This is a genomic window from Actinomycetota bacterium (genome assembly GCA_036280995.1).
Lineage (GTDB): Bacteria > Actinomycetota > CALGFH01 > CALGFH01 > CALGFH01 > CALGFH01.
This window is the reverse complement of the sequence record DASUPQ010000249.1, coordinates 1-10,912: the sequence shown is the minus strand read 5'-3', so window position 1 is coordinate 10,912 and position 10,912 is coordinate 1. Positions and strand designations below refer to the sequence as shown.

Below are 10,912 nucleotides of genomic sequence, written 5' to 3'. Positions count from 1 at the left end.
GGAGGGCGGGCACGGGCCCGGGCGGCAGGCGCCGGTGTCGTTCCGGGTGGCGCCGCAGGTGCTGGCCCACCTGCGGCGGACGCTGGGCCGCCTCGACGAGGACGTGCGGCGGGCGCTGGCCGCCGTCACCGACTCCCCCGCCGTGGTCGGCGGCCGGGTGGTGGCCGGGGGCGGGTTCCACGCCGCCGGACTGGCCGCGGGCATGGACGGGGTGGCGGTCGCGCTCGTCCAGGCGGCCGAGCTGGCCGGCCAGCGCCTCCACCGCCTGCTCGACGGCCGCTTCAGCGGGCTGCCCGACCAGCTCAGCCCCGACCCCGGGCCGGTGACCGGCCTGGTCGTGATCCACAAGCGGGCCGTCGGGGCCCTGCACGAGGCCCGCCGCCTGGCCACCCCGGCCTCGGTCGGCCAGGCCGACACCTCCCTCGGCCAGGAGGACGCGGCCAGCTACGCCCCCGAGGCGGCCGAGCAGCTCCGCCGGGTCGAGCAGCTGACCCGCGAGGTGGTCGCCTGCGAGCTCCTGGCCGCCCGCCAGGCCTGGTGGCTCCGCCGCCCCGGGGCCACCCCGGCACCCGGGCTGGCCCCGCTCGCCGCCTGCCTCGGGGAGCTGGTCGCTCCCGTCGGCCGGGACCGCCCCCTCGGCCCCGACCTGGACCGCCTGATCGGGGTCCTGGAGCGCGACGAGCTGCCCCTGCCGTAGAAGCCGGGAATGCGGGGCGGGCCGGCGGCGCTACTGTTACTGCGATGAGCCGTGCCGAGACCTACCTGGACGCCGCCTCCACCACGCCACTGCACCCGCTGGCCCGGGAGGCGATGGCCGAGGCGGCCGACGGCTTCGGCGACCCGTCGCGGCTGTACGGGCGGGCCCGGCGGGCCCGGATGCTGCTGGACCGGTCGCGGGAGCGGCTGGCGGCGGCGGTCGGGGCCGCCCCGGACGAGCTGGTGCTGACCTCCGGCGGCACCGAGGCGGCCAACCTGGCCGTGACCGGGCTGGCCCGGGCGGCGCGGCGCCGCCGCCACCTGGTCGTGTCGGTGGTCGAGCACACCTCGGTGCTGGCCCCGGCGCGGGCCCTGGCCGCCAACGGGTTCGAGGTCACGGAGGTCGGGGTGGACCACACCGGCCGGGTCGACCCCGCCGAGCTGGCCGCTGCCGTCCGCGACGACACCCTGCTGGTCTGCCTCCAGCACGCCAACCACGAGGTCGGCACCATCCAGCCGGTCCGGGAGGCGGCCGAGGCGGCCCACGCAAGGGGGGCGCTGCTGCTGGTCGACGCCTGCCAGACCGTCGGCCGGCTGCCCGTCGACATGGCCGGCCTCGGCGCCGACCTGCTGGTGGCCAGCGGGCACAAGGTCTACGGGCCGCCCGGCACCGGCTTCCTGGTCGCCTCACGGCGGGCCCGGCTGCGGCCGGTGCTGGTGGGCGACGAGCGCGAGCGCCGCCGCCGCGCCGGCATGGAGAACCTGCCCGGCGCGGCCGCCATGGCCGCCGCCGTCGCCGCCCGGGTGGCCGAGGCCCCCGGCGAGCACGACCGCCTGGCCGGCCTGTCCCGGCGCCTGCTGGACGGCCTGGCCGCCATCCCCGAGGTGGTCGTCCACGGCGACCCGGGCCGGCGCCTCCCCCACCTGGTGGCGTTCTCGGTCCTGTACATCGAGGGGGAGGCGCTGCTGCTGCTGCTCGACGCCAAGGGCATCGCCGTCCACTCCGGGTCCTCCTGCACCGCCGACACCCAGGAGCCCTCCCACGTCCTGGCGGCCATGGGGGCCATCACCCACGGCTCGGTGCGGGTGTCGTTCCTGCACGACGCCACCGAGGCCGACGTCGACCGGCTCCTGGAGGTGCTGCCGGCCGCCGTGGCCGACCTCCGGGAGATGGCCGAGCTGGACACCCGGGCCGTCGAGCGGGCGGCGGAGGGCCAGTGAGCGCCGCCCCGCCGACCACCGTGGACTGCCTCGGGCTGGCCTGCCCGATCCCGGTGGTGCGCCTGGCCCGGGCGGTGGCCTCGGTCGAGGTTGGCGGCGTGGTCGAGCTGCTGGCCGACGACCCCGGCGCCCGGGTCGACATCCCCGTCTGGTGCCGCCTCAAGGACCAGCAGCTCCTCGGCCAGCAGGACCGTCCCGAGGGCGGCTGGGTGTTCCAGGTCCGCCGCGCCCACTAGGCGTACCATCCGGGCATGGACGACGAGGCCAGCTGGAGGGAGCTGCTCCGCTGCTCGTTCTGCGGCCGGTCGCGGGCGCAGTGCGCCAAGCTGATCGCCGGGCCCGGGGTGTACGTCTGCGACGGCTGCGTCGCCCTGGCCCGGACCTGGCCCACGGCCGCCGACCCGGGCCGCGCCTGCAGCTTCTGCGGCAGGTCGACGCCCAGGCAGGACCCGCTGGCCGGGCACGGGACGAACGCCGTCTGCGACGACTGCCTCGACCTGTGCGACGAGATCATCGCCGAGGAGCAGGCCGGCTAGGCCTGCCGCTCCCAGGTGAGCTGGCGCAGCTCCCAGGTGATCGTGGCCGCCCGCCCGCCGGCGGCGACGGTGGCCAGGTCGGCGCCCAGGGCGTCCAGCTCCCGCTGGCCGGCGACCCCGTCCCGGACCGCCTGGCCGCCCCAGACGGCCAGGTTCTCGGCGAACATCGCGGCCGCGCGGCCGGCGGGCGGGGCCAGGGTGGCGACCCGGTCGTGGCGGCGGGCCAGGCCCGGCGGGTCGGGCAGCCGGTGCAGCAGCGGCCCGACCTCCAGCGTCTGGCCGCGGGAGGCGAGCAGGGCCCCGGCCACCTCCAGGTAGCCGGCCAGGGCCGGGTCGGCGGTGTGGATCCGGTCGACCTCGTCGACCAGCAGCAGCCCGCCGGGGGCGAGCTGGGTCGCCCAGGCGGCCAGCACCGCCGCCGGGTCGGGCAGGTGGCTGAGCAGGAGGCGGCAGAAGCACAGGTCGGCCGGGCCGGCCGGGAACGGGACGGTGGTCACGTCGTGGACGGCGAAGCCGACCCCGGGCGGGGCCGCGCCGGTGGCCCGGGCGACGAACGACGCCGACTGGTCGAGGCCGACGGTGCGGCGCGGCCCCAGGACCGAGGCGAGCAGCCGGGTGGTGTGCCCGGTGCCGCACCCGAGGTCGACCGCCAGGTCGAGCGGCCGCCCGGCGAACCGCGTCAGGAACGCGTGGGTGGTCGGCTCGAACAGGGCGGCGAGCAGGTCGAGGCGCCGCGCCGCGGGCCCGGAGTCGCCGAAGGCGTAGCCGCCCATGCGATCAGAGGACCCGCTGGTTCAGGGTTCGTCCGGTGGGGTGGGAAAGCGTGCGCCGGCATGGCGCAGCACCCCCAGGTTCAGCCGCTGCAGGGAGAACAGCGCTCCCCAGGTGCCCAGGAACGCCACCGCTCCGGCGGCCGCGACGGCGCCGGTCGGGGCCTCGGCGGCCAGCCCCGCCAGCACGACGATGGCGGTCGCGACGGCGGCGTCGACGGTCGCCACGATGGTCGGCGTGGTGACCAGGAAGTGCGGCCATGTCTGCAGCGCGCTGCCCATGCCGAGCAGGTGCGTGGTCGCGATCCCCTGCTCGTCGTCGTGGTGGCCGGTGCTGAAGTAGGGCTTGAGGTCGGGGGCCATCACCAGGTAGGCGTGCCGGAGCCGGTTCATGGCCAGGGTGATGGCCACGTCCTCGCTGTTGATCTGGACCAGGCGGCCGTAGGTGGCGAGGCCGAGCAGGAACACCACGGGCAGCAGGACCAGGGCCACCATGGTGGTGCGCCCCCCGAAGCCGGTCGCGTCGGCCAGCAGGGCGAGCGCGACGATCGAGGCCGACAGCACGGTCAGGAACACCGTGGTGCGGCTCATCGCCTCGTTCCAGATCATCGACCGCGTCCCGAGCAGGCTCCAATGCTCGGTGGCAAGGATGGTGGCCCCGTCCGGCCCGAACGGGCGGTCGGCGGTCTTCCCGGTGTTGTCGGTCTCCTCCATCGCGGGCCTCCGGTGCCGCCGGACGACCAGCAGATGGAGGCCCGACCGGCGCTAGTGGAACGACTCGCCGCAGGCGCAGGAGCCGGCGGCGTTGGGGTTGTCGATCGTGAAGCCGGACTTCTCCAGGGTGTCGAGGTAGTCGATGGAGGCGCCGCTGAGGTAGGGGGCGCTCATCTTGTCGGTCACGACGGCCACGCCGTTGACCTCGCCGCGGACGTCGCCGTCCAGGGAGCGGTCGTCGAAGAACAGCGCGTAGCGAAGCCCGGAGCAGCCGCCCGGCTCGACGGCGACACGCAGGGCGAGGTCGTCACGGCCCTCACGGGCCAGCAGGTCGCGGACCTTTGTCGCGGCCGCCTCGCTGAGCGCGACAACCGATCCTGCCTGGGTCACCTCGGACATCCGTGCTCCTTCGCGTTGTCATGCCAGGACGCCGGCGTGGCTGGCGTCCTGGGCCATGATAGCGGCCGCTACCCCGCCGGTGGGCCGTCTTCCACAAGTGTCACGTCGGCGACCTGGCCGCCGGTGGCGCGGAGCAGGTCGGCGGGGGCGATCGGGAAGACGTGGCGGGGGGTGCCGGCGGCCGCCCAGATCACCTCGAACCCGGTCAGGTGGCGGTCGACCAGGACCGGCAGGTCGCGGGCGTGGCCGAACGGCGGGGTGCCGCCGATGGCGTAGCCGGTGGCCGCCCGGACCTCCCCGGCGTCGGCCTTGCGGACGACCGCCGCCGAGCGCTCCTTGCCGACCTTGACCACGTCGACCCGGTTGCCGCCGGAGGTCAGCACCAGCACCGGGTCGGTGTCGGCCACGAACACCAGCGACTTCACGATCTGGTCGACCTGGCAGCCGATCGCCCTGGCCGCGTCGGCGGCGGTGCGGGTGCCGGAGGGGAACTCCCGCACGTCCAGCTCCAGGCCGTGTGAGCGGCCGGCGGCCACCACCGCCGCGGCCGCCCTCGGCAGGTCCTCGCTCATGCGCGCATCAGCCTCGCTTCTCCATGTGGACGTGGAAGGTGGTGGGTTCAGGGTAGGGACGCCCAGGCGAGCCCGACCCGCTCGGCCAGCCGCTCCAGCAGCGGGGCGGCCTCGGCCATGGAGCGGCGCGGGTCGGGCTCCAGCTCCAGCAGGGCATGGGCCTCCTCGAACCCGGCCGCCCGCAGCTCCCGGTCGGCGACCTCGACGGCGCCGGCCAGGGCGACCACCGGGACGCCGTGGGCGCCGGCGGCCCTGGCCACCCCGACCGGGGCCTTGCCGCGCAGGCTCTGGGCGTCGAGCTTGCCCTCGCCGGTGACGACCAGGTCGGCCCCGGCGGCCGCCCGGTCGAAGCCGACCAGCTCCAGCACCAGCTCGATGCCGGTGCGCAGCTCGGCCCCGAGGAAGGCGATCGCCCCGGCGCCGAGCCCGCCGGCGGCCCCGGCACCGGGGACGGCGGCCAGGTCAAGGCCGAGGTCGTCGGCCAGCACCTGGGCGAAGCGCCGCAGGGCCGAGTCAAGCACCAGCACGTCGCCGGGGCCGGCCCCCTTCTGAGGGCCGTACACGTGGGCGGCACCCTCGGGACCGACCAGCGGGTTGTCGACGTCGCAGGCCACCGTCACCCGGACCCGGCGGAGGCGCGGGTCCAGGCCGGACACATCGATCCTGGCCAGCCGGAGCAGGGCCGCCCCGCCGGCCGGCAGGTCGGCGCCGTCCCGGTCGAGCAGGCGGGCCCCGAGGGCGGCGGCCATGCCGGCGCCCCCGTCGGTGGTGGCGCTGCCGCCGATGCCGAGGACGACCTCACGGGCGCCGTGGTCGAGGGCGGCCCGGAGCAGGTCGCCGGTCCCCCAGGTGGTCGCCTCCAGCGGCGCCCGCCGCCCCCCGGGGAGGCGCTTGAGCCCGGACGCCTCGGCCATCTCGACGAAGGCCCGCTCGCCGTCGACGGCGATGGCCGCCTCCACCGGCTCGCCGGTCGGCCCCGCGGCCCGCACCGGCACCCGCTCGAACCCGGCCGCCACCAGCGCCTCCAGGGTGCCGGCGCCGCCGTCCCCGAGCGGCAGCCGGATCACCTCGGCGTCGGGCCGGGCCCGGCGCAGGCCGGCCTCGATGGCGGCGGCGGCCTGGCCGGCGCTCAGGCTGCCTTCGAACTTGTCGGGGGCCACGACGACACGCATGCGCGGATCGTAGCCGCTCCCGGCTACGATGGGCGCGGCGGCAGCGGGCCACGGAGGGAGGCCGGGCATGGGACGACGTTCGCGGGCGCGGGAGCGCACGGCCGCCGCGGCGGCCCGCCCGGAGGCGGGGGTCGCGGCGCCGCAGCGGACACGGCGGAACTGGGTCCGGCTGCTCAACCCGTTCAAGCTCCGCGAGCTGACCCGGTCGCGGGCCCGCGCCGGGGCGATCGGGTTCGGGCTGTCGGGGGTGGTGTTCGCCGTCGCCGGCTGGGTGACCGGCGAGGCGGCCTGGTTCAGCTCGGCCGTGCTGCTGGGCGTCCTCACCCTGGCCTGGGGGGTCACGGCGGCCCTGCTGCCCGGGAGCGACCGATCGAGCTGACCACGGCCGCCCTGGTCGAGGCCCTGGAGACGACCCACGGCCGGGTCGGGCGGCTGCTCGCCGGGCTGGCCCCGCCCGACTGGGACCGCAACGTGCCCGCCACCCCGGCCTGGTCGGCCGCCGACGTCGTCGCCCACCTGGCCGAGAGCGACCGGGACGCCCTGGCCGCCGCCCGGGGCGGCTGGACGTTCTCCGGGTCGCTCGACGACTGGAGCGCCGCCGGGGTCGCCGCCCACCGGGGCGAGCCGCCCGAGGCCCGGCTGGAGGCCTGGGAGGCGGCCGCCGACGCCCTCCGCTGGCACCTGGCCGCCCTTGACGGCGAGGGATGGCGGGCCCGGGTCCCCTGGGTCGCGGGCATGGTCTCGATCAAGACCCTCGGCGTGCTGCGGCTCAACGACGCCTGGCACCACGGCCGCGACGTGGCCGAGGCGACCGGCGCCCGGTTCGAGATCGACGAGCCGACCCTGGCCTTCCTGGCCGACCTGGCCGCCCGGACCATTCCCGGGGGTCTGTCGCGCCGGGGCCGGGCCCACCCGGGCGCGGTCATCCTGCTCCGGCTGGGCGACGGCCGCTGGCTGCTGGGCGGGGCCGCGGGCGAGCGCCCCGGCCCGGACGCCGCCCCCGACCTGGTGCTCGAGGCCGACCCCCTGGCCTTCGTCCTGCGCGCCGCCGGCCGCACCACCACCGACCCCTGGCGGGCCGAGGGGGACGGCGCCCTGGCCGCCGACGTGGCCGCCACCCTCAGCAGCGTCAGCTGACCCGATCGACCGGACGGCGGTGGGCTTACCCACCCGCTAGAATGTGCGCGCGTTCACGATCCCGGCGACGGGGTCCCGGCGACGGAGCGACCGATGGCCTCCAGCACCGTGTTCCTCGACCTGCTCGGCCCCCAGCGGGCGTCCGAGAAGGGCACCACCTGCCCGGGCGACCTGCCGCCGGCGTCCGACCCCGAGCTGGTCGAGCGGGCCCGGGCGGCCCGGGCCGCCCTGGGCGAGCGGGCGTTCGTCCTCGGCCACCACTACCAGCGCGACGAGGTCATCGCCTTCGCCGACGCCCGCGGCGACTCCTTCCGCCTCGCCCAGCAGGCCGCGGCCCGGCCCGAGGCCGAGTTCGTGGTCTTCTGCGGGGTCCACTTCATGGCCGAGTCGGCCGACATCCTCACCGGCGACCACCAGCAGGTCGTCCTGCCCGACCTGGCCGCCGGCTGCTCCATGGCCGACATGGCGACCTGGGCCCAGGTCGACGAGGCCTGGGAGATCCTCCAGGAATGGGTGCCCGGCGGGGTCGTGCCGCTGACCTACATGAACTCCTCGGCCGCCATCAAGGCGTTCACCGGCCGCCAGGGCGGGGCCATCTGCACCTCCTCGAACGCGGCCAAGGCGATGGCCTGGGCGTTCGAGCGGGCCGAGCGGGTGCTGTTCCTCCCCGACCAGCACCTGGGCCGCAACACCGCCCTGGCCATGGGCCTGGATGCCGCCGACTGCGCGGTCTGGGACCCGCACCGCGACGACGGCGGCCTCGACCCGGACCGGGCCCGGGCGGCCAAGGTGCTGCTGTGGCGCGGGCACTGCTCGGTCCACCACCGCTTCCTGCCCGAGCACGTCGACCGGGTGCGCGAGCGCATCCCCGGCGTGCGCGTGCTCGTCCACCCCGAGTGCCGCCACGAGGTGGTCGCCAAGGCCGACGAGGTCGGCTCGACCGAGCGGATCATCAAGGTGGTGGAGGCGTCGCCGCCCGGGTCGGCCTGGGCCATCGGCACCGAGCTGAACCTGGTCCACCGGCTGGCCACCGAGCACCCGGACAAGACCATCGCCTTCCTGGACCGGACGGTCTGCTTCTGCTCGACCATGAACCGCATCGACCTCCCCCATCTGACCTGGGCGCTGGAGGAGCTGGTGGCCGGCCGGGTTCCCAACCGGGTCCGGGTCGACGAAGCGACCAGGGCCGAAGCCCTGGTCGCCCTGGAGCGGATGCTCGCCCTGCCCGGCTAGGCCCCAGCCGGCGGTTGGGGTGGATCGCCTTGACCAGCCGCGACCGGGCGATCTCCTCGAGCTGGGACCCGGTGGCGGAGGCGACGAAGGCGTTGGCCGCCTCCAGCCAGACCGGCGTCCCGCCCAGCACCTCCTCCAGGAACCGCCCGGCCTCGGCGGTCGTGGCGTCGGTCTCGTCCTGCTCCTCGGGGGTCGGCGCCAGCACCTCGGCGGGGACGCGCCGGCCGCTCCCCGGGTCCTCGCGGAACCGGACTCTGGCGGCCGGCACGTCGACCTCGACCAGGACGCTCACCGGCGGCGCGTCGTCGCCGGCGGCCATCGCCGCCAGCAGCGCCGGGTCGGTGATCTTGGCCGCCGGGTCGTCCCCCATCAGAAGCCGCCCTCCCTGGCGAACCCGATGGCCCGCAGCACGTCGATGCGCCCGAACCCGTAGCGGTGGTCCTGGCCCGACTCGCCCAGCTCCTCGACGGAGCCGGCCAGCAGGTCCTGGATCAGGAAGGCCCGCTTGGCCCCCTGGAGCTGGCTGCGGATCGAGGTCGCCGAGAGCAGCAGGGCGACCGCCCCCGAGACGTGCGGGGTGGCCATCGAGGTGCCGTTGAAGGCGGCCCACTGGCCGCCCGGCACGGCGGAGACGACCGCCACCCCGGGAGCGCTCACGTCCGGCTTGGAGTAGGGCAGCGGCAGGGCGTCGGGCGGGATGAAGGCCGATTCCTGGATGACCTGGGTGCGGCCGCCGCTGAAGCCGGCCGGCAGGTCGCGATGGTCGGTCGCGCCGATCGCGAAGGCGAACAGGTCGTTGCCTGGCGAGCCGCTGGTCTGCTCGCCCTCGTTGCCGATGGCGGTGACCACCGGGATGCCGGCCCGCAGGCAGGTGACGATGGCCGCCGTATAGGTGCTGGGGATGTCGGGGCCGAGGGTCAGGCCGCCCAGCGACATGCTGACCACGTCGGCGCCGGTGCCGACCGCCCAGTTGATGCCGGCCAGCACCTGGGCGTCGGTGCCGGACCCGCCCTCGAGGACGAGGCCGGCCGCGATCTCGGCCTCGGGGGCGACCCCGATCCACTGGCCGCTGGCGTCGCCACCGGCCACCGTCCCGGCCACGTGGGTGCCGTGGCGGTCGCTGTCGTGCGGCTGGGACCCGCTCACCTGCTGGCCGTTCTCGTCGAACTCGGCCCAGTCCGGGACCTTCCCCAGGAGGTCGGGGTGGGTGTCGTCGACCCCGGTGTCGAGCACCGCCACCTTGGTCCCGGCGCCCCGCACCCCGTGGGCGCCCCAGACGGCCAGGGCGTTGATGGCCAGCACGCCCCAGGAGCTCGACTTGTTGTCCTCGACGGTGGCCGGGAGGTTGCGCACCTCCACCACCGGTGGCACCCGCAGGACCCGGTTGGGGAGGACCTCACGGATCTCGGGGACGGTCTCGGGCAGGGCGGCCAGGTCGTCGCGGCGCAGATGGAGCACGGCCGAGCGGGCCACCGGCAGCGGCGTGGCCGGGGCGGCGCCCCGGGGACGGTCGTCGCCCATGGTCTGCCTGACCGGGCCGGCGGCCATCAGCGGCCGCAACGCCGCCTCGCCCTGGTCGCGGAGCTTGGCCGGGGTGGCGCCGGCCGCCGGGACCTGGGCGGCCAGGCCGGCCACCTGGGGCGACCGTGCGGCCGCACCCGCACGGCCTCGGCGGCCGCGGCGACCAGCTCCCTGGACTCCTCGTCGGGGTCGGCCATGCGCACGATGACCGAGATGCGTGCCGCCTGGTCCTCGTCGAGGATGCGTTCCACCTGCCCGGTGACCCTGCCGATCGACCCGGATGCCGCCATGCCCCCGCTCCTTCCCCCGTGACGCCAACCGGACGATCCTACGAGCACGGCGGGGCCGGGAGGAGCCCCGGCCCCGCCGTATCGGCTTGCTGGTCAGGCCACCATGCCGTGGGGGTCGATGACGTACTTGCGGGCCGCGCCCTTGTCGAACTCCTGGTAGCCCTGGGGGGCCTGGTCGAGCGGGATCACGGTCGCGTTGACGTTCTTGGCGATCTGCACCTTGTCGTGCAGGATGGCCATCATCAGCTGCCGGTTGTACTTCATCACCGGGCACTGGCCGGTCTGGAACGCATGCGACTTGGCCCAGCCGAGCCCGATCCGGATCGACAGCGACCCGACCTTGGCCGGCTCATCGACCGCGCCTGGGTCGCCGGTCACATACAACCCGGGGATCCCGAGCCGCCCGGCCGCCCTGGTGATGTCCATGATCGAGTTGAGCACGGTCGCCGGGGCCTCGCCCTGGGAGCCGGTGGCGCCGTGGCCGCGGGCCTCGAAGCCGACGCAGTCGACGGCGGCGTCGACCTCGCCCGAGCCGCCCAGGATCTGCTGGAGCTGCTCGCGGAGGTCGTCGTGGGCGGACAGGTCGATGGTCTCGCAGCCGAAGCTGGCCGCCTGGGCCAGGCGGTCGGTCTGCATGTCGCCGACGATGAC

15 protein-coding genes and 1 pseudogene are annotated in these 10,912 nt (G+C 76.1%); 8 read left to right on the top strand and 8 right to left on the bottom strand.

Translation table 11 applies throughout. From position 1 onward, the window contains the following. The 5 genes and pseudogenes from VF468_08440 to VF468_08420 form a co-directional block, all read left to right on the top strand. A partial coding sequence (locus VF468_08440) for an aromatic amino acid lyase (GenBank protein HEX5878334.1) occupies window positions 1-697 on the top strand: 697 nt, incomplete at its 5' end. A 44-nt stretch (window positions 698-741) separates the two neighbouring features. Further along, entirely contained in the window at window positions 742-1,917 is a 1,176-nt protein-coding gene (locus tag VF468_08435; protein ID HEX5878333.1) for a cysteine desulfurase family protein, read from the top strand. Beyond that, the gene (locus VF468_08430) at window positions 1,914-2,153 is read left to right on the top strand and encodes a sulfurtransferase TusA family protein (GenBank protein ID HEX5878332.1); all 240 of its coding nucleotides are present in this window, start codon (window positions 1,914-1,916) and stop codon (window positions 2,151-2,153) included. Before VF468_08435 ends, VF468_08430 begins: the two co-directional genes overlap by 4 nt. A gap of 15 nt (window positions 2,154-2,168) precedes the next feature. Further along, window positions 2,169-2,291 (top strand): annotated as a pseudogene (locus VF468_08425) (ClpX C4-type zinc finger protein). Beyond that, window positions 2,289-2,453, top strand: coding sequence for a ClpX C4-type zinc finger protein (locus tag VF468_08420; protein HEX5878331.1), 165 nt, complete (start codon window positions 2,289-2,291; stop codon window positions 2,451-2,453). The pseudogene VF468_08425 and the gene VF468_08420 overlap by 3 nt, the downstream one beginning before the upstream one ends. Here VF468_08420 and VF468_08415 read toward each other — a convergent pair. The 5 genes from VF468_08415 to VF468_08395 form a co-directional block, all read right to left on the bottom strand. Further along, window positions 2,450-3,226, bottom strand: a complete 777-nt coding sequence (locus VF468_08415; GenBank protein HEX5878330.1) for a class I SAM-dependent methyltransferase — start codon at window positions 3,224-3,226, stop codon at window positions 2,450-2,452. The genes VF468_08420 and VF468_08415 overlap by 4 nt on opposite strands. A 21-nt stretch (window positions 3,227-3,247) precedes the next feature. Then, window positions 3,248-3,937 (bottom strand): hypothetical protein, encoded by a 690-nt coding sequence (locus tag VF468_08410; protein HEX5878329.1) that lies wholly within the window; start codon window positions 3,935-3,937, stop codon window positions 3,248-3,250. A 51-nt stretch (window positions 3,938-3,988) separates the two neighbouring features. Beyond that, window positions 3,989-4,336 carry an iron-sulfur cluster assembly accessory protein gene (locus VF468_08405; protein HEX5878328.1) on the bottom strand — a complete coding sequence of 116 codons (348 nt, stop codon included), beginning with the start codon at window positions 4,334-4,336 and terminating at the stop codon, window positions 3,989-3,991. A gap of 68 nt (window positions 4,337-4,404) precedes the next feature. Then, the gene (locus VF468_08400) at window positions 4,405-4,908 is read right to left on the bottom strand and encodes a YbaK/EbsC family protein (GenBank protein HEX5878327.1); all 504 of its coding nucleotides are present in this window, start codon (window positions 4,906-4,908) and stop codon (window positions 4,405-4,407) included. Window positions 4,909-4,955: 47 nt separating this feature from the next. Beyond that, window positions 4,956-6,080: a glycerate kinase gene (locus VF468_08395; protein HEX5878326.1), complete on the bottom strand. Its 1,125-nt coding sequence runs from the start codon at window positions 6,078-6,080 to the stop codon at window positions 4,956-4,958. Window positions 6,081-6,147: 67 nt separating this feature from the next. Between VF468_08395 and VF468_08390 the strand changes: the two genes are divergently transcribed. The 3 genes from VF468_08390 (at window position 6,148) to nadA (ending at window position 8,450) form a co-directional block, all read left to right on the top strand. Beyond that, a complete protein-coding gene (locus tag VF468_08390) occupies window positions 6,148-6,459 on the top strand; it encodes a hypothetical protein (GenBank protein HEX5878325.1) in 312 nt (103 codons plus the stop codon). Beyond that, a complete protein-coding gene (locus VF468_08385; GenBank protein HEX5878324.1) occupies window positions 6,348-7,217 on the top strand; it encodes a maleylpyruvate isomerase family mycothiol-dependent enzyme in 870 nt (289 codons plus the stop codon). Before VF468_08390 ends, VF468_08385 begins: the two co-directional genes overlap by 112 nt. A 93-nt stretch (window positions 7,218-7,310) precedes the next feature. Beyond that, window positions 7,311-8,450: a quinolinate synthase NadA gene (gene nadA / locus VF468_08380; protein ID HEX5878323.1), complete on the top strand. Its 1,140-nt coding sequence runs from the start codon at window positions 7,311-7,313 to the stop codon at window positions 8,448-8,450. 369 nt (window positions 8,451-8,819) lie between these two features. Here the strand turns inward: nadA and VF468_08375 are convergent, their stop codons facing one another. The 3 genes from VF468_08375 to VF468_08365 all read right to left on the bottom strand — a co-directional run. Then, window positions 8,820-10,085 carry a S8 family serine peptidase gene (locus VF468_08375; GenBank protein HEX5878322.1) on the bottom strand — a complete coding sequence of 422 codons (1,266 nt, stop codon included), beginning with the start codon at window positions 10,083-10,085 and terminating at the stop codon, window positions 8,820-8,822. Continuing rightward, window positions 9,998-10,261 carry a hypothetical protein gene (locus VF468_08370; GenBank protein HEX5878321.1) on the bottom strand — a complete coding sequence of 88 codons (264 nt, stop codon included), beginning with the start codon at window positions 10,259-10,261 and terminating at the stop codon, window positions 9,998-10,000. Before VF468_08370 ends, VF468_08375 begins: the two co-directional genes overlap by 88 nt. Window positions 10,262-10,354: 93 nt before the next feature. Next, on the bottom strand, window positions 10,355-10,912 hold a 558-nt coding region (locus VF468_08365; protein HEX5878320.1), incomplete at its 5' end, for a formaldehyde dehydrogenase, glutathione-independent.